Below are 18,072 nucleotides of genomic sequence, written 5' to 3'. Positions count from 1 at the left end.
AGGAGAAGCAGAGGTTGTGAAAATCAGGAACTGCAGAAAGACAAAGGGCACGACCTGTAAACAGGATCGTGCCCGATGTTACCGGCAAGCACCCGAGGGTGCCAGCCGACAAGTGCTGCTTAAGCTGCTACCACGACAACGCGTACGGTGGCTTCAACTTCGGCGTGCAGGTGCACGGCTACGTCGAATTCGCCTACGTTGCGGATAGTGCCGTTCGGCAGACGAACTTCGCTTTTTGCAACTTCAACGCCAGAGGCGGTCAGTGCATCAGCGATGTCGTGGGTGCCGATCGAACCGAACAGCTTGCCTTCGTCACCGGCGGTGGCAGTGATAGTCACTTCCAGCTCAGCCAGTTGGGCGGCGCGGCTTTCAGCCGATGCTTTACGGTCTGCTGCGGCTTTTTCCAGCTCAGCGCGACGCTCTTCGAACGCAGCCAGGTTGGCTGGGGTCGCAGCGGTAGCTTTGCCGTATGGCAGCAGGTAGTTACGACCGTAACCAGCCTTAACGTTCACTTTGTCACCCAGGTTGCCCAGGTTGGTGACTTTTTCCAGAAGGATCAGTTGCATGTGAAAATCCTCTTAACTTTTAACCTTCACCGTTCGCGCTATCGGCATCTTTCGGTGCCGAACGACCGCGAAAATCAATCAGGCTGTCGACGATGGCCAGAACCACCAGCAACGGATAGATCAGCTGCATGAACAGCAACAGCGTGACGTACAACCCCACCAGCCAGAACTTGGCCAGTCGCTTTTGCGCCACCAGCCCGTGAATCAGGGCCAGCCCGGCGAACACCAGCGGTACGCTGCACAACGGCGTCAACATGGCCATCTGCGGGCCAAGATTTGGCCCCAGAAGCATTAACGCCAGCAGCAACATCGCCGGTCCCAGCGGGATTCGGATGGCGCGAAACTCGCGACCAAAACCACCCGGGTTGTACAACAACGCCTGCCAGTAGCGCCCGACAATCAGGCTCAGCACACTGACGATTTGCAACAACGCCGCAATCAGGCCAGTCAGGACCGGTGCAATCAGGGACGCAAAGCGCGCTTGCTCGTCTACCGACAATTGCTGGTAGACCTCACCGAGTAGCGACGGCATGACTTTTATCAAAGCCTGCGCCAGCATCTCGATCTGGGGCGCAAAAGCCGCCCCCAGCACCACTGAAAACACCAATCCCATCGCTATGCTGACCAGCAGCACGCGGTTCCAGGACTCGCTTGCGCGCAAAACCAACGCAAGGCTCGAAGACCCCAGCAGCACCAGAAGTGCCCGTGGGTCGTCGAAGAAAAGCCACCAGATCAACGCCGGCAGCAGTCCCAGAGCAAGTACGCCAACGGCGTCCTTCAATCCGCGCCGCAGGAGCACAAGGCATCCAGCGGCAGCACCCAACCAATACAACAACGGCAATGTTGCGCATCCGGCCACTACCAGAGTGGCCTGCATACGGCCGCGCATGATGAACTCAGCTAAGGCGCGCATGCATTCAATCCTTTGCTACGTGTCGACTGCCCGGTCTCAGCGGCCGTGGCTGTCGGTGTAGGCCAGCAGGGCCAGGAAGCGGGCGCGCTTGATAGCGGTGGCCAGCTGACGCTGATAACGTGCTTTGGTACCGGTGATGCGGCTTGGAACGATTTTGCCGGTCTCGGATACGTAAGCTTTCAGAGTGTTGAGATCTTTGTAATCGATCTCTTTCACGTCTTCAGCGGTGAAGCGGCAGAATTTACGACGACGGAAGAAACGTGCCATGTAATAGGCTCCTCAAAAGGTCCGTGGATTACTCGTCAGCGTTATCGCTGTTGTCGCTGTCATCACTGTCAACGCCTTCAGCGTCGGAGTGCTCAGGACGGTCGCGACGCTCACGGCGCTCACTGCGGTTTTCTTCAGCCTTGAGCATCTCGGATTGGCCGGTAACGGCTTCTTCGCGACGGATGACCAGGTTACGGATCACTGCATCGTTGTAGCGGAAGTTGTCTTCCAGCTCGGCCAGGGCCTTGCCAGTGCACTCAACGTTCAGCATCACGTAGTGAGCCTTGTGAACATTGTTGATTGCGTAGGCCAGTTGACGACGGCCCCAATCTTCCAGACGGTGGATTTTGCCGCCGTCTTCTTCGATCAGCTTGGTGTAACGCTCAACCATGCCGCCGACTTGCTCGCTTTGATCCGGGTGGACCAAAAAGATGATTTCGTAATGACGCATGAATGCTCCTTACGGGTTGTAGCCTGCCGCTCAAAAGCGGTCAGACAAGGAGTGAATGACACTTATGGACTTGCTTGCGATAGACACATACGTGCCTGCCGTCACAGCAAGGGGCGCAATTGTAGAGAAGGGTCGAGGGAGGTGCAAGGCAATTGGTGATTATTTGAACAATCACTTCGACTGGAAAGCCGAACACTTGCAGGAGCCGCCTGCGGCGACTCCTGCAGAGGAGTCTCAGGACTTTTTGGCGGTCCCGGCGGCTTTGACGCCACGCTGGCGCAGCGCTTCGAACAGGCAGACGCCGGTGGCGACGGACACGTTGAGGCTGCTGACGCTGCCAGCCATCGGCAGGCGCACCAAATAGTCGCAAAGGTCGCGAGTCAGGCGGCGCATGCCGCTACCTTCGGCACCCATGATCAGGATGGTCGGGCCCGTCAGGTCCTGCTGATACAGATCCTGTTCAGCCTCGCCCGCCGTACCGACGACCCACAAGCCGCGCTGCTTGAGTTTTTCCAGGGTGCGCGCCAGGTTGGTCACGGCGACCAACGGAATCACTTCCGCCGCGCCACAAGCAACTTTTCGAACCGTCGGGGTCAGCGTGGCTGATTTGTCCTTCGGCACGATCACCGCCAGCGCGCCGGCCGCATCGGCCGAACGCAGGCAAGCGCCGAGGTTGTGCGGATCGGTCACGCCGTCGAGCACTAGCAGCAAAGGCGCGCCTTCGGTGCGATCGAGCAGCTCGTCGAGCATGGCCTCGCCCCAGACCTGGCTCGGACTCACGTCCGCCACCACGCCCTGGTGCACGCCTTCAACCCAGGCGTCCAGCTCGCGACGCTCAGCCTGACCGACAGCCACGCGATTTTCGGCAGCGAGTTCGATCAGCGTCTGAACGCGCGGATCGCTGCGGCCTTCAGCCAGCCAGATCTGCTTGACACGTTTTGGGTGGTGACGCAGCAACGCTTCTACCGCGTGCACGCCGTAGATCTTTTCCAACTGACTCATGACTTGGCCTTAGGTTTACGCGCCCCGCCGCTTCTGGCGGCTGGAGCGGAACCCGCTTTTGGCGGGCCTTTACGGTGTTTGCTCGGTTTGGCTGGCTTGCCGCCGGAGGCCTTGTCAGGCGCCGACCGCCCGGTCTTTCCCCCAGACGCCGCTTTACCGCCGCTTTTCGCTTCAGACAGCAATGCCTGTTTCATTTCACGACTTTTGCGCAACTCGGCATTTTTTGCCGCCGCATCGCTCGGACGATAGGCTTCGACGGCCTTTTCCTTGGCAGGACGACGCCCGGCCTTGGCCAGTACCGGCTCGGCAGCTGTTTTGATAGCAGGCGCTGCGGTTTCAGTGCCGCGCTTTTTGCGACCGATCGGTGCGCTGATGGTTTTTTCGGCCATCTCGAAGTCGATCTTGCGCTCGTCGAGGTCGACGCGCATGACGCGCACTTCAACGGTGTCGCCCAAGCGGAAGCTACGACCGGTACGCTCACCGGCGAGGCGATGGTGCACAGGATCGAAGTGGTAGTAGTCACCCGGTAGCGCGGTGACGTGCACCAGGCCTTCGACGTAAATATCGGTCAGTTCGACGAACAGGCCGAAACCGGTCACGGCGGTGATCACCCCCGGGAACGATTCGCCCACACGGTCTTTCATGAACTCGCACTTGAGCCAGTTCACTACGTCGCGAGTGGCTTCGTCGGCACGGCGCTCGCTCATCGAGCACTGCTCGCCGAGCTGCTCCAGGGTCGCTTCGTCGTACGGATAGATCCGCGCCTTCGGAATGGTCATCGCGCCGGCACGGCGAACGTGCGGGGTGTCCATTTTCGAATGGATGACGCTGCGAATCGCCCGGTGCGTGAGCAAGTCCGGGTAGCGGCGAATAGGCGAAGTGAAGTGGGTATAGGCTTCGTAATTCAGGCCGAAGTGGCCCTGGTTATCGGCGCTGTACACCGCTTGGCTCAACGAACGCAGCATGACGGTCTGGATCAGGTGGAAATCCGGACGATCCTTGATGCCCGCGAGCAAAGCCTGGTAATCCTTCGGCGACGGACCGTCCTTGCCTTTGTGCAGGGACAGGCCGAGCTCGCCGAGGAAGGCGCGCAGTTTTTCCAGACGCTCCGGCGGCGGGCCGTCGTGGACACGATACAACGCAGGGATTTCGTGCTTCTTCAGGAATTCGGCGGTGGCCACGTTGGCCGCCAGCATGCATTCCTCAATCAGCTTGTGAGCATCGTTGCGAACGGTCGGACGGATTTCGGCAATCTTGCGCTCGGAACCGAAGATGATCCGGGTTTCCTGGGTTTCGAAATCGATCGCGCCGCGCACGTGACGAGCCGCCAGCAGAACCTTGTACAGCGCATACAGCTGCTTGAGGTGCGGCAGAACGTCGGTGTATTCACCGCGAAGCTGACGCGCTTCGGTGGCTTTCGGCGTTTCCAGCATGGCGCTGACCTTGTTGTAGGTCAGGCGGGCATGGGAGTGAATCACCGCTTCGTAGAAGCAGTAGTCGGTCATTTCGCCGGATTTGGAGATGGTCATCTCGCAAACCATGGCCAGGCGATCGACGTGCGGGTTCAGCGAGCACAGGCCGTTGGACAACTGCTCAGGCAGCATCGGCACCACGCGCTCGGGGAAGTACACCGAGTTGCCGCGAACCTGGGATTCGTTATCCAGCGCCGAACCGATTTTCACGTAGCTGGAAACGTCGGCAATCGCCACGTACAACTTCCAGCCACCGGAGAACAGGCGCAGCTTGCCCGGTTTGGCTTCGCAGTAGACCGCGTCATCGAAGTCGCGCGCATCTTCACCGTCGATGGTCACGAACGGCAGATGACGCAGGTCGATGCGCTTCTCTTTGTCTTTCTCTTCGACTTCAGGCTTGAGCTTGGCGGCTTCTTTTAAGACCGCTTCAGGCCAGACGTGCGGAATATCGTAGGTGCGCAGGGCAACATCGATTTCCATGCCCGGTGCCATGTAGTTGCCCACCACCTCGACCACGTCGCCTTGCGGCTGGAAGCGTGGCGTCGGCCAGTGAGTGATCTTCACTTCAACGAACTGACCGATCTGCGCGTTGGCATTGCGACCTGGCGTCACCAGCACTTCTTGCTGGATCTTCGGATTGTCTGCGACGACGAAACCGATACCGCCCTCCTCGAAGTAACGACCGACGATGCTCTCGTGAGCGCGGGACACCACTTCGACAATCATGCCTTCGCGGCGACCGCGACGGTCGAGGCCGGAAACACGGGCCAGGGCACGGTCGCCATCGAACACCAGGCGCATTTGCGCCGGGCTCATGAACAGGTCGTCACTGCCGTCGTCCGGGACCAGGAAGCCGAAACCGTCACGGTGACCGCTGATGCGGCCCAGGATCAGGTCGAGCTTGTCCACCGGCGCATAAGTGCCGCGACGGGTGTAGATGAGTTGAGCGTCGCGCTCCATGGCGCGCAGGCGGCGGCGCAGGGCTTCGATCTGGTCTTCTGTGGTCAGACCAAACTCTTCGACCAGCTGCTCGCGGTTAGCAGGCGAACCTCGATCAGCAAGGTGCTGAAGGATCAGTTCGCGGCTAGGAATAGGGTTTTCATATTTTTCCGCTTCACGAGCGGCCTCGGGATCGAGGGACTGCCAATCGGCCATTAGAGAGTTTTCACCTTGTCTATATGCGGGTTAGTTTGGCATAGGCGTAATGAAACGGGAAATTTCAGGCTATGACAGCCCATCTAAAGCCCTTTATCGACACCGCGAAGCTGATTTGAATGCCGCCGGTAAAATTTTCCAGGTTTTTTTGATGACAGGGGTTTACAGTTAAAAAGACGCTCCGTATAGTGCGCGCCATCGACGACGCACTAGCGCTGCCGATACTGCCCAGATGGTGAAATTGGTAGACACGCCAGCTTCAGGTGCTGGTGACCGCAAGGTCGTGGAAGTTCGAGTCTTCTTCTGGGCACCAATTTCGAGCTTGAGATTAGATCAATTTCAAGGCTCACACAAAACCCGCGAAAGCGGGTTTTTGCATTCCAGGCTTCTGAATTATTAAAATTAAATCAGGGGTTTACAGATCAAAATGCTCTCCGTATAGTGCGCCACATCAACAGCGGCAACGCTGAAGATCATGCCCAGATGGTGAAATTGGTAGACACGCCAGCTTCAGGTGCTGGTGACCGTAAGGTCGTGGAAGTTCGAGTCTTCTTCTGGGCACCAATTCAAATTCAAGGTCACGATCTTGAATTTCACAAAAACCCGCGAAAGCGGGTTTTTGCGTTTCTGGCCTTTGAAGCCATAGCCGCCCTTTGTGGCGAGGGAGCTTGCTCCCGCTGGGCTGCGAAGCGCCCCCCTCATTCTTTCAGTCAATCCTTATTGCCCGGTTTGCGACTGCTCCGCAGCCGAACGGGAGCAAGCTCCCTCGCCACAAAGATCTGCACCAGCCCCTCTAGCAAACCCTCACCCGCCCAGCAAGGCGCACTTGAGAAGCAATATCGTTTATCATTGTTTCAAGTTTTTGCAATGCGACAGTGAGGAACCCTGCGAATGATGCTTCGAAATACCCTGCGCCGCGGCCTGACCATCACCCTCCTCGGCCTGACACTCGCCACGCCCCTCACCCAAGCCGCCGATCCGGTTTCCCTGACACTCTATAACGGTCAACACAAGGAAGTCGGCGACGCCGTCGCCAAAGCCTTCGAAGCCAAGACCGGGATTCACGTCAATGTGCGCAAGGGCAGCAGCAACCAACTCGCCAGCCAGATCGTCGAAGAAGGCGATCGCTCCCCTGCCGATGTGATCTACACCGAAGAATCGCCACCGCTGAACAAGCTCGGCGAACAAGGCCTGCTGGCGAAAGCCGATGCCGCCACACTTGAAGTCCTGCCCAAGGACTACGTTGCCGGCAATGGCACCTGGATCGGCATCACCGCGCGGGTCCGGGTCGTCGCCTTCAACCCTAAACTGATCGACGAAAAAGACCTGCCCAAGTCGGTCATGGAATTCTCCGATCCAAAATGGCAAGGCAAGGTTGGCTTCGTGCCCAGCAGCGGCGCCTTCCAGGAACAGGCGGTGGCGATTATCAAGGTCCACGGGATGGACGCCGCCGAAGAATGGCTGACCGGCCTGCGTGCGTTCGGCAAAACCTACAGCAACAACATGGTTGCACTGAAAGCCGTGGAAAATGGCGAAGTCGCCACCGTGCTGGTGAACAACTACTACTGGTTCGCCTTACAGCGTGAAAAAGGCCAACTCGACTCGAAGCTGCATTACTTCACCGGTGGCGACGTCGGCGGACTGATCACCGTTTCCAGCGCTGGCGTACTGAAATCCAGCAAACATCCAAAAGAAGCCCAGCAATTGCTCGCCTACATGGCCAGCGAAGAAGGTCAGCGTGTGATCACCCAGACCACCGCTGAATACCCGCTGCACAAGGGCATGGAATCGGATCGCGGTCTCAAGCCGTTCAGCGAACTGCAAGCGCCGAACGTCACGCCAGCCGATCTCGGCAACGCCGAAGAAGCCCTGGACCTGGAACGTGACGTTGGCTTGAACTGATGAGCGCCTCGTTATCCGCCCCCGCTTCGCATGGGGGTTACATGCCAAGGCGCAAGCGGCCGTCGATCTGGCTACTGCTACCGGTTCTGCTGCTGGTGGTACTCAGCCTGTTGCCGCTGGCCTATGTCGGCCTCAAAACCTGGCAAGCCGGCTGGGCCGAGGCACTGCATCTGCTGTGGCGGCCCTACGTGTTTGGCCTGCTGCGCAATACCCTGGCGCTGATGCTGGGCGTCACATTGGCCTGCGGCGTGATTGGCTTGTCACTCGCCTGGCTGCTGGAGCGCAGCAATCTGCCGGGACGGCGATTATGGGGCGTGATCCTGTGCCTGCCGTTCGCGGTGCCGGCATTTGTCAGCAGCTTCACCTGGGTATCCCTGAGTGCTCACTTCGAAGGGCTGGGCGGGGCGATTCTGGTGATGACGCTGTCCAAGTACCCGCTGATCTTTCTGCCGGTCGCGGCAACGCTGCGCAATCTCGACCCCTCTCTTGAAGAGTCTGCCCGCACCCTGGGGCAGAATCGTTGGGGTGTATTCTTCAAAATCACCCTGCCCCTGCTCTGGCCATCACTGCTGGCCGGTTCACTGTTGATTGCGCTGCACATGCTGGTGGAGTTCGGCGCGCTGTCGATCATCGGCCTGCAAACCTTTACCACGGCGATCTATCAGCAGTTCGAACTGGAATTCAGCAACGCCAATGCAGCGATGCTTTCTGCGGTGTTGCTGGCGCTGTGCCTGGTGCTGCTATGGCTTGAGTTACGCGTGCGCGGCAAAGGCCGTCACGTACGCACCGGCCAGGGCGCTGCTCGGCATGCGGAGCAGGTTCGGCTCGGGCCGTGGGCGGCTGTGGGACAACTTTACTGCTTGCTGCTGGCGATCATCGGCAGCGGCATTCCACTGGGAATGCTGGCGTACTGGTTGATGGTGGGTTCGTCGGCAGCGTTCCCGGTGGCCGCGATCAGCGAGGCATTGCTCTCGTCGCTGGCGCTGTCGCTCGGTGGCGCTGCGCTGTGCCTGGTGCTGGCGGTGCCGGTGGGGTTGCTGGTGGTGCGCCATAAAGGCCGACTGGCAATCTGGGCCGAGCGCTTGCCGTATCTGCTGCATGCACTGCCGGGATTGGTGATAGCGCTGACCCTGGTGTATTTCGCCCTGCATTATGTGCCAGTGCTGTACCAGACCTCGGCGTTGCTGCTGATTGCCTATGCGCTGTTGTTTCTGCCACTGGCGCAGGCACCGATTCGCACCGCGCTGAACAAGGCCGCGCCGCAGCTGGAAGAGGCCGCACGCACGCTGGGGGCGTCGTCTTTCAGCGCGTTTTGTCGGGTGACCCTGCCCATCATCTTTCCCGCCCTGGGTGCTGCGTTTGCGCTGGTGTTTCTGGATGCGATGAAGGAACTGACGGCGACGCTGCTGCTGAGCCCGACCGGGCTCAATACATTGGCGACGGAAGTCTGGGCGCATACCGCGAATGTGGAGTTCGCGGCGGCGGCGCCTTATGCGGCGTTGTTGATTGTGGTGTCGGGGTTGCCTGTGTATCTGCTGACGACGCGGATGTATTTGAGTCGTTGAAAAGCTTCGCGGGCAAGCCTCGCTCCTACAAGGATTACGTAGCCCTTGTAGGAGCGAGGCTTGCCCGCGAAGGCACCAGACCTGCGAACGAGAAACCTAAGCCCTGAACTGCCCCAGGCTCGCCTTCAGCTGCGCCGCCAACCCATCCAGCACCTTGCCGCTGGCCGTGGTCTCCACCACCGCCTGAGCTGCTTTCTCAGCTTGAGCATGGATGGTCTCAACCCGCCCACGCACGGCCTGCGCACCTTGCGCCTGATGCGCCGCGGCCTGGGTCGCCAGGCCGATCGCCGCATGCACCTGCTCGACCGACGCCTGCACCGACTGTTGCAACCGCGCGCTATCGCGCAACACCAGCAGACCTTCGCTGGCCTGACGCCCAGCCTGCCCGATTGCCGCGACGGCCTCACGCGCGCCCTGCTGCAGTGCAACGATGTGCGCCTGAATGTCACCGGTGGAGCTCTGGGTCTTGCTCGCCAGCGCCCGCACCTCGTCCGCCACCACAGCAAACCCGCGACCGGTCTCGCCGGCACGCGCCGCTTCAATGGCCGCGTTCAGCGCCAGCAAGTTGGTTTGTTCGGCGATCCCGTGAATCACCGTCAGCACCACTTCAATCTGCTCACTCTGCTGCGCCAGACGCTCGATGACTTTCGCGCCGGTGTCGACTTGTCCGGCCAATGCCTCGATGAGACTGCCGACTTTCGCCGAAGTCCGGGTGTTCTCATCCGTGGCCTGACGAATGTCCACCACCTGCTGCAAAGCGGCCTGCATGGCGTGGCTTTCAGACTGAGCCTCGTCAGCCATTTGCGACAACGCGCGCAGGCTTTCGGCCACTTCATCGCGCTGCATGCCAGCCGCCGCATCGGCACCAGCATTACGCAAAGTCATGGCGCCGATTTCCACACCGGTACGCTGGGCCACATCACCCGCCTCACGCACGATCGGCTGTAATTTATCCACAAAGCGATTGACCGCCGAGGCCATGTCGCCGATCTCGTCCTGGCTGTTGATCTGCACGCGCTTGGTCAGGTCGCCCTCGCCTGCCGCCAGGTCATCCATCGCGACAATGAGCATTTTCAGGCGATTGACCACTCGACGCCCCAGCACCACCGCCAGTAACAGCAGCACACCGAAACCCACCACCGCCAGGCCCATGCCGATGCGCCAGCGCAAAGCCCCTGCGGCTTCCTGTACGGCGCCCGTGGTGTTGGCTTTCATTTCAGAAGCAGTGGACTGCGCCGATTGCAGACGTCCGCGCATCGCCGTTGCGCTGTCGGCCGCCGCACCTTTGAGGCTGTCACCCACCAATTGATCGCTGCTGGCGATCAGCGCCGAGAAGCGCTTGTCCAGCGCCGCCAGATCGGTTTCCACAGAGGCAGTTGAGACCCCCATCAAGACTTTGCCGATTTCCACGCCATTGGGACTGATCGAGGCTTCGAGGTAGTAGACCGACGGATCGCTCTTCGCTGCGTCCAGCACCTTGTCCAACGCCCGCTCGCCCTGGCCTTTCTCCAGAAGCGCCTTGTTGATCGCGTTCTCCCGGTTGAGATAGCGCGTCAGGTGCTGGCCCGTGGCGTCGTCATAGACCACGAACAACACGTTGGGATTGCGCTGGGCGCGGCGAGCGAATTCGGACAGGGTGGGAATGTCGCTGTCCCACATGGCGCGGGGTGCGACCGACGCCAGAAGTTGCGCCATGTCATTGGCCGAGTCCTTCAGGTCCTTCTCCAGCGTCGTACGCAGTTGAGCCTGCTCGTCTTTCAAACGTGAAGACAGCCCAGCGGTCAGGCGCTGACGGGTATTGCTGGACAGGTTATCCAGGCTCGACGTGACTTCACGCCCCGCCTGCTCCAGCTCACCGGAGAGCTTTTGGCTATCGGAGCCCAAGCGCACGCCCAGATCGGTTTCCAGCGCAGTCACCGTGCTCCGGGTCAGAGCGACAGCCACCAGCACCTGCACCAAAAGGGCGATACCAAGGGTAACGAACACGGGCCGCAACAAACGGCTTTGTAACAGTGAGAGAACGGCCGACACAGGAAATCCCTCTACTCTAACGCCATTAAATTGATGGCATTCTGAAGGCGATATTCACAGCAAAGGTCATGCCGTCCAACAGGCATAAACGACAAAGGCCCCGATTAAGGGGCCTTTGTGTTTTACATCAACGACTTATTAAGCGAACGGGTGACGCAGAACGATGGTTTCGTTGCGGTCCGGGCCCGTCGAAATAATGTCGATCGGCGCGCCGACCAACTCTTCGATGCGCTTGATGTAGTTGCGCGCAGCCTGAGGCAGCTCCTCCAGGGTCTTGGCACCCAGGGTCGACTCGCTCCAGCCCGGCATCTGCTCGTACACCGGCTCCAGGCCGATGTAGCTGTCGGCGTCGGTCGGTGCGTCGATCACTGCACCATCTTCGTTCTTGTAGCCTACGCAGATGTTGATGGTTTCCAGGCCGTCCAGCACGTCCAGCTTGGTCAGGCACAGGCCCGAGATGCTGTTCACATCGATAGCGCGACGCAGGATCACGGCATCGAACCAGCCGCAACGACGGGCACGGCCAGTGGTGGCGCCGAACTCGTGGCCACGCTTGGCCAGGAACGCACCAACGTCGTCGAACAGCTCAGTCGGGAACGGACCGGAGCCGACGCGCGTGGTGTAAGCCTTGGTGATGCCGAGGATGTAGTCCAGGAACATCGGACCAACACCCGAACCGGTGGCGATGCCGCCAGCAGTGGTGTTGGAGCTGGTGACGTACGGGTAGGTGCCGTGGTCGATGTCCAGCAGGGAGCCCTGGGCGCCTTCGAACATGATGTCCTTGCCGGCACGACGCAGGTTGTGCAGCTCTGCGGTGACGTCGAGCATCATCGGCTTGAGCAGCTCGGCGTATTCCATGCACTCGTCGAGCGTCTTCTGGAAGTCGATCGCTGGCTCTTTGTAGTAATTGACCAGTACGAAGTTGTGGTAATCCAGCAACTCGCCCAGCTTGGCGGCGAAACGCTCACGGTGGAACAGATCACCGATGCGCAGACCGCGACGGGCAACCTTGTCTTCGTAAGCCGGGCCGATGCCGCGACCGGTGGTGCCGATCTTCAGCTCGCCACGGGCCTTTTCACGGGCCTGGTCCAGTGCTACGTGGTAGGACAGGATCAGCGGGCAGGACGGGCTGATACGCAGGCGCTCGCGCACCGGTACGCCTTTCTCTTCCAGCTTGTTGATTTCCCGCAGCAGGGCGTCGGGTGCAACCACCACGCCGTTACCGATCAGGCACTGCACGCCTTCGCGCAGCACGCCAGACGGGATCAGGTGCAAGACGGTTTTTTCGCCGTCGATCACCAGAGTGTGACCAGCGTTGTGGCCACCTTGGTAGCGCACTACGGCGGCAGCATGTTCGGTCAGCAGATCAACGATCTTGCCTTTGCCCTCATCACCCCATTGGGTGCCCAGGACTACGACATTCTTACCCATAACACTTGTCCTCATTCGCGCAAACTTGGTGCCGGCGGCGGCCGGCAGGAAAACTCAAGAAGCCAGTGGCGATACTTGCCAAAGCCCGTTCTGCTGAATCAATTGCCGGTCGCAGTCCGCTTCACGGGCGGCGGCCAAAGGCTGCCCAGGCAATGCCTGAACGACACGCTGACCCTCACTGCGCAACTGGCAAACCTGCTGCCAGAGTGCTGCATCCGTACTGTCAGGCATCCAGATACCGCCAGACGGTAGCTCGATCTCAGCACGCCCCAGGGTCACCAGGGTTTTCAAATCGGTGGAGAAGCCTGTCGCCGGACGGGCGCGACCGAAGTCGGCACCGATATCGTCGTAACGACCGCCCTGAGCGATGGACTGGCCAACACCCGGCACGAACACGGCGAACACCACACCGGTGTGATAGTGGTAGCCGCGCAATTCGCCCAGGTCGAAGTACAGCGGTAACTCCGGGAAACGCGTGGACAGACGCTCGGCAATCGCCAGCAAATCGTCCAGGGCCGCCAGAACAGGCGCCGGCGCATTGGCCAGACGCTCGCGGGCAGCGCTCAACACTTCACGACCGCCACACAGGTCGACCAGCGCTCGCAGCATGCCCGACAGATCGGCAGGCAGGCCTTCGGTCAAGGTAATGACCTCGTCGATGGCTTTACGTTGCAATGCATCGAACAACTGTTGCTCGACTTCGCCGGACAAACCGGCGGCGCGGGCCAGGCCGCGGTAGATGCCGACATGCCCGAGGTCCATGTGCACATCCGGCACATCGGCCAGTTGCAGCATGGCCAGCATCAGGCTGATGACTTCCACGTCGCTGCTCGGGCTGGCATCGCCGTACAACTCGGCGCCCAGTTGAATCGGGCTGCGCGAGGACGACAACGCACGTGGCTGAGCATGCAGCACGCTACCGGCATAGCACAGACGGCTCGGGCCTTCGCGACGCAGGGTGTGCGCATCGATGCGCGCCACTTGCGGCGTGATGTCGGCACGGAAACCCATCTGCCGGCCCGACTGCGGGTCGATGACCTTGAAGGTGCGCAGATCGAGGTCCTGGCCTGCGCCGGTCAGCAGGGATTCCAGGTACTCGATATGGGGAGTCACGACAAACTCGTAACCCCAGCTCTGGAACAGATCCAACACCTGGCGACGCGCAACTTCGATGCGCGCAGCCTCCGGTGGCAGTACTTCTTCGATGCCATCTGGCAGCAGCCAGCGGTCTACCGTTGCCATTACGCCATTCCCCTATGATCCGGGCAGCAAGCCTTTGGGCGAGCCTTGAGTGAAGCAGAAAATGATCGGCTCATGTGCATAAACCCCGCGCATGAACAACGTGGCGAAAAGCCTGGAACCGGCTTCGCCAACCACTTTCCTCGAAAAACCTGTCGAGTCATTCAACTCGGGCGCCTGCATAAAAACAGCAATCAAACGTGCAGACGCAAAAAAGCCGGGAATTTCCCGGCTGCCGCATCATACACACGTTTTCCCAAAGGATCACCCCGCCCGAGGCTTTAGCCGCCAGGCGGGGGGATGATTCAGGTCAACGTCGTATCAAGGCTTGGCTTTTTCCAGGTAACGGAAGAAGTCACTGCTCGGGTCCAGGACCATGACGTCGGATTTGTTCGCGAAGCTTTCACGGTAGGCACGCAGGCTACGGTAGAACGCGTAGAACTCCTGATCCTGGCCGTATGCCTTGGAGTAGATCGCAGCAGCCTGGGCATCACCATCACCGCGAACCTCTTCGGATTCACGATAGGCTTCAGCCAGCAGCACGCGGCGTTGACGGTCGGCGTCGGCACGGATGCCTTCGGCCAGCTCGTTACCCTTGGCGCGGTGCTCGCGAGCTTCACGCTCACGCTCGGTGCTCATACGCTCGAACACGCTGCGGTTCACTTCCTTCGGCAGGTCGATGGCCTTGACCCGGACATCGACAACTTCAATGCCCAGCTCTTTTTCCGCCATCTTGTTCAGCGAAGCGGTGATGTCTGCCATCAGCGCATCACGTTCACCGGATACCACTTCGTGCAGGGTGCGTTTACCGAACTGGTCACGCAGGCCCGACTCCAGACGACGGGACAGACGCTCGTCGGCAATCTGCTTGAGGCCGGAAGTCGCGGTGTAGAAGCGCTCGGCATCTTTCACGCGCCACTTGGCGTAGGCATCGACCATCACGGCTTTCTTTTCCAGCGTCAGGAAGCGCTGTGTCGGTGCATCCAGCGTCATCAGGCGCGCATCGAATATGCGCACCTTGTTAACGTAAGGCACTTTCACATGCAGGCCTGGCTGAACATCGGCCTGGACCACGCGACCGAACTGCAGCAACACCGCACGCTCGGTCTGAGCCACGATGTAGAAGCAGTTCCAGGCAACGATCGCCACGACGACGCCGACAATAAGGGCGATCAGCGATTTATTGCTCATCAGCGACTCTCCCTGGTACGTGCCTGCTGTTGCTGCAGATCAGCCGCCGCACGCACATTCACTTCATTGCTGCTGGCTGCTGCGCCGGTCACCGGAGTGCTGGTGCGGCGACCATCCTCGACCATCTTGTCCAGCGGCAGATACAGCAGATTGCTCTGGCCATTCTTGTTGCCGGTCACGAGAACCTTGCTGGTGTTGCTGAAGATTTCCTGCATGGTGTCCAGGTACAGACGCTGACGGGTAACTTCAGGCGCCTTGCGGTACTCGGCCACCAGTTTGGTGAAGCGGTCAGCCTCACCCTTGGCGCGGGAGACGGTCTCGTCGCGGTAACCGTTGGCATCCTCGAGGATGCGCTGGGCCTGACCACGGGCTTCCGGCACGACGCCGTTGGCGTAGGTTTCAGCCTGGTTACGCGAACGCTGCTCGTCTTCACGGGCGCGGATCACGTCATCGAAGGCTTCCTGGACTTCACGCGGTGCAGCAGCGCTCTGTACGTTGACCTGAGTGACGGTGATACCGGTGCGATAGGTATCGAGGAAACGTTGCAGACGCTCCTTGATTTCGCTGGCCATCAATTCACGACCTTCGGTCAGCACCTGGTCCATGGCGGTAGAACCCACCACGTGGCGCAAGGCACTGTCGGTCGCATGCTGCAGGCTGGTTTCCGGCTGATCGACGTTCAGCACGAAGTCCTGCAGGTTGCTGATCTTGTACTGCACGGTCAGCGGCACTTCGACGATGTTTTCGTCTTCAGTCAGCATTTGACCCTGCTTGGTATAGGCACGCTCACGCGTGACGTTTTCCAGGTACTTGCGATCGATCGGCGGGAAATAGATGTTCAGGCCCGGGCCGACGGTTTCATAATATTTGCCGAAGCGCAGCACCACGGCCTGCTCCTGCTCGTCGACCACGTAGACAGCGCTGTACAGCCACACGGCTGCGAGCACGGTCAGACCGATGCCGAGCAGGCCACCAAAGCCGCCACTCTTGCCCGGACCACCACCCTCATCACCGCGTTTCTTGCCACCACCGAACAACCCGTTCAGGCTTTCCTGCAGCTTTCGGAAGGCCTCGTCGAGATCCGGTGGTCCCTTGCGGTCGCCGTTATTGCGGCGCTTGCCACCCCAAGGATCCTGATTATTCGAGTTGCCACCCGGCTCATTCCAAGCCATAGCGCTCTCCATCTGATAAAGCAAAGACGCACCCACGGCGCGCCGACCAATGCTACAGAATGCCTGTCACCGCGGCACAACCGCTTTCTCAGGCTTTTATTGCAAAGTGTGTTGCTCGATGAATTCCATCGGTTGCAGACCTTCGCGGCTCACGAGTCGATTCAATTCGATCCGTGGCAAGCGAACGGCCAGCAGGCTGATGCCTTCTTCGTCGTGTTCTTCTTTTTGCACCGCACCGAGTTCGAAAAACTGCGCACGCAGTCGAGCAAAACGTTGCGGCAAGCGCAAGGTGCCAACAAACAAATCGCTGCCCAACAGTTCCGCCACTGCCTGCTTGAGCAAGTCCAGGCCGGTACCGTCCTTGGCCGACAACCAGACCCGCTGCGGTTTGCCATCGGCATCGCGCTGGATCTGCGGCTCAACCCCCTCGAGCAAATCGAGTTTGTTGTATACCTCAAGGATCGGCAAGTCTTGTGCCCCGATCTCCCCGAGCACCACCATGACCTGTTCGATCTGGGCCATACGATCAGGCTCGTGCGCATCGATCACGTGCAGCAGCAGGTCGGAGTTGCTCGACTCTTCGAGCGTAGCTCGAAATGCCTCGACCAGTTTGTGCGGCAGGTGACGAATGAAGCCCACAGTGTCGGCCAGCACGATCGGCCCGAGGTCCTCGAGCTCTAGTCGGCGCAAGGTCGGGTCGAGGGTCGCGAATAGCTGGTTGGCGGCAAAGACGTCGGAATCGGTGACCGAGTTGAACAGCGTCGATTTGCCGGCGTTGGTATAACCAACCAGTGAAACCGTCGGAATGTCAGCACGCTTGCGCCCGCGACGAGACTGCTCGCGCTGGCTGCGGACCTTTTCCAGGCGCCCCTTGATCTGACGTAGACGAATCCGCAACAGGCGCCGGTCGGTTTCCAGTTGGGTTTCACCCGGCCCGCGCAGGCCGATACCGCCCTTCTGCCGCTCAAGGTGAGTCCAGCCGCGAACCAGACGCGTACTCATGTACTCAAGCTGGGCCAGTTCGACCTGGAGCTTGCCTTCATGGGTGCGGGCGCGTTGGGCAAAGATATCGAGAATCAGACCCGTGCGATCGATCACGCGACACTCGAAAATACGTTCGAGGTTACGTTCCTGACTGGGCGTGAGGATGTGATTGAAAATCACCAGATCGACCTGTTCGGCTTTGACCAGGTCGCGTAACTCTTCGACCTTGCCGCTGCTGATCAGGGTTTTGGCGGTTGGCCGATGACGCGGCACGTTAAAAAACGCGACGGTCTCGGCACCAGCCGAAATTGCCAACTCCTGAAACTCCTGCGGATCTTCGCGCGCCTCAGGGTCCTGACCATCCAAGTGAACGAGAATTGCCCGCTCACCACCACCGTGGCGCTCAAAGAACAAAGGAGACTCCTATCAGGCGTTACCTGGCTCAGCGTCGCCTGCTTCGGATTCGGTTGCGCTAGGCAGACGAATTGGACGAACTGGCACCACTGTAGAGATAGCGTGTTTGTAAACCATCTGGCTGACGGTGTTTTTCAGCAGGATAACGAACTGGTCGAAAGACTCGATCGTGCCTTGCAGTTTGATCCCGTTGACCAGGTAGATGGAAACCCCCACTTTCTCTTTACGTAAAGTATTCAAGTAAGGGTCTTGTAGCGAATGCCCTTTTGACATGTGCCGCACTCCTTTAAGGATTCAATATAAAAAATAGGTAAACA

15 protein-coding genes and 2 tRNA genes are annotated in these 18,072 nt (G+C 59.7%); 4 read left to right on the top strand and 13 right to left on the bottom strand.

The annotated features are described in order from the left end of the window. Positions 1–119 precede the first annotated feature (119 nt). From rplI to rnr, 6 genes are all read right to left on the bottom strand, one after another. Entirely contained in the window at positions 120–566 is a 447-nt protein-coding gene (rplI, locus tag LOY28_RS02620) for a 50S ribosomal protein L9 (protein ID WP_007939577.1), read from the bottom strand. A 19-nt stretch (positions 567–585) separates the two neighbouring features. Further along, the gene (locus LOY28_RS02615) at positions 586–1,479 is read right to left on the bottom strand and encodes a hypothetical protein (RefSeq protein WP_019582207.1); all 894 of its coding nucleotides are present in this window, start codon (positions 1,477–1,479) and stop codon (positions 586–588) included. A gap of 36 nt (positions 1,480–1,515) precedes the next feature. Beyond that, complete coding sequence (gene rpsR / locus LOY28_RS02610) at positions 1,516–1,746, bottom strand: 30S ribosomal protein S18 (RefSeq protein ID WP_002551829.1); 231 nt, start codon at positions 1,744–1,746, stop codon at positions 1,516–1,518. A gap of 28 nt (positions 1,747–1,774) precedes the next feature. Beyond that, positions 1,775–2,197, bottom strand: coding sequence for a 30S ribosomal protein S6 (rpsF, locus tag LOY28_RS02605; RefSeq protein ID WP_007939579.1), 423 nt, complete (start codon positions 2,195–2,197; stop codon positions 1,775–1,777). A 234-nt stretch (positions 2,198–2,431) separates the two neighbouring features. After that, a complete protein-coding gene (gene rlmB, locus LOY28_RS02600) occupies positions 2,432–3,199 on the bottom strand; it encodes a 23S rRNA (guanosine(2251)-2'-O)-methyltransferase RlmB (protein ID WP_018928494.1) in 768 nt (255 codons plus the stop codon). Further along, on the bottom strand, positions 3,196–5,826 hold the full coding sequence (gene rnr, locus LOY28_RS02595; protein WP_018928495.1) for a ribonuclease R: 2,631 nt from the start codon (positions 5,824–5,826) through the stop codon (positions 3,196–3,198). The genes rlmB and rnr overlap by 4 nt, the downstream gene beginning before the upstream one ends. A gap of 226 nt (positions 5,827–6,052) precedes the next feature. Here rnr and LOY28_RS02590 point away from each other — a divergent pair. The 4 genes from LOY28_RS02590 (at position 6,053) to LOY28_RS02575 (ending at position 9,293) form a co-directional block, all read left to right on the top strand. After that, a tRNA-Leu gene (locus tag LOY28_RS02590) sits at positions 6,053–6,139 on the top strand. 164 nt (positions 6,140–6,303) lie between these two features. Beyond that, positions 6,304–6,390, top strand: a tRNA-Leu gene (locus tag LOY28_RS02585). 327 nt (positions 6,391–6,717) lie between these two features. Next, the gene (locus LOY28_RS02580; RefSeq protein ID WP_018928496.1) at positions 6,718–7,728 is read left to right on the top strand and encodes an extracellular solute-binding protein; all 1,011 of its coding nucleotides are present in this window, start codon (positions 6,718–6,720) and stop codon (positions 7,726–7,728) included. Further along, positions 7,728–9,293: an iron ABC transporter permease gene (locus LOY28_RS02575; RefSeq protein WP_258613016.1), complete on the top strand. Its 1,566-nt coding sequence runs from the start codon at positions 7,728–7,730 to the stop codon at positions 9,291–9,293. The genes LOY28_RS02580 and LOY28_RS02575 overlap by 1 nt, the downstream gene beginning before the upstream one ends. A 96-nt stretch (positions 9,294–9,389) precedes the next feature. Here LOY28_RS02575 and LOY28_RS02570 read toward each other — a convergent pair whose 3' ends face one another. The 7 genes from LOY28_RS02570 to hfq form a co-directional block, all read right to left on the bottom strand. Then, positions 9,390–11,324: a methyl-accepting chemotaxis protein gene (locus LOY28_RS02570; RefSeq protein ID WP_018928498.1), complete on the bottom strand. Its 1,935-nt coding sequence runs from the start codon at positions 11,322–11,324 to the stop codon at positions 9,390–9,392. A 138-nt stretch (positions 11,325–11,462) separates the two neighbouring features. Next, positions 11,463–12,755 carry an adenylosuccinate synthase gene (locus LOY28_RS02565; protein WP_018928499.1) on the bottom strand — a complete coding sequence of 431 codons (1,293 nt, stop codon included), beginning with the start codon at positions 12,753–12,755 and terminating at the stop codon, positions 11,463–11,465. 54 nt (positions 12,756–12,809) lie between these two features. Further along, positions 12,810–13,997 (bottom strand): ATP phosphoribosyltransferase regulatory subunit, encoded by a 1,188-nt coding sequence (locus LOY28_RS02560; protein ID WP_007939588.1) that lies wholly within the window; start codon positions 13,995–13,997, stop codon positions 12,810–12,812. Positions 13,998–14,315: 318 nt separating this feature from the next. Next, positions 14,316–15,185: a protease modulator HflC gene (hflC, locus tag LOY28_RS02555; RefSeq protein ID WP_007939589.1), complete on the bottom strand. Its 870-nt coding sequence runs from the start codon at positions 15,183–15,185 to the stop codon at positions 14,316–14,318. After that, positions 15,185–16,357 (bottom strand): FtsH protease activity modulator HflK, encoded by a 1,173-nt coding sequence (gene hflK / locus LOY28_RS02550; RefSeq protein WP_018928501.1) that lies wholly within the window; start codon positions 16,355–16,357, stop codon positions 15,185–15,187. Before hflK ends, hflC begins: the two co-directional genes overlap by 1 nt. 96 nt (positions 16,358–16,453) lie before the next feature. Then, the gene (hflX, locus tag LOY28_RS02545) at positions 16,454–17,755 is read right to left on the bottom strand and encodes a ribosome rescue GTPase HflX (protein ID WP_007939591.1); all 1,302 of its coding nucleotides are present in this window, start codon (positions 17,753–17,755) and stop codon (positions 16,454–16,456) included. A gap of 12 nt (positions 17,756–17,767) precedes the next feature. Then, on the bottom strand, positions 17,768–18,028 hold the full coding sequence (gene hfq / locus LOY28_RS02540; RefSeq protein ID WP_007902656.1) for an RNA chaperone Hfq: 261 nt from the start codon (positions 18,026–18,028) through the stop codon (positions 17,768–17,770). Positions 18,029–18,072: the final 44 nt, after the last annotated feature.

This window comes from Pseudomonas sp. B21-017 (genome assembly GCF_024749245.1).
Lineage (GTDB): Bacteria > Pseudomonadota > Gammaproteobacteria > Pseudomonadales > Pseudomonadaceae > Aquipseudomonas.
Note: the sequence above shows the minus strand (reverse complement) of the source record. Positions and strands in the feature narration are given on the sequence as shown.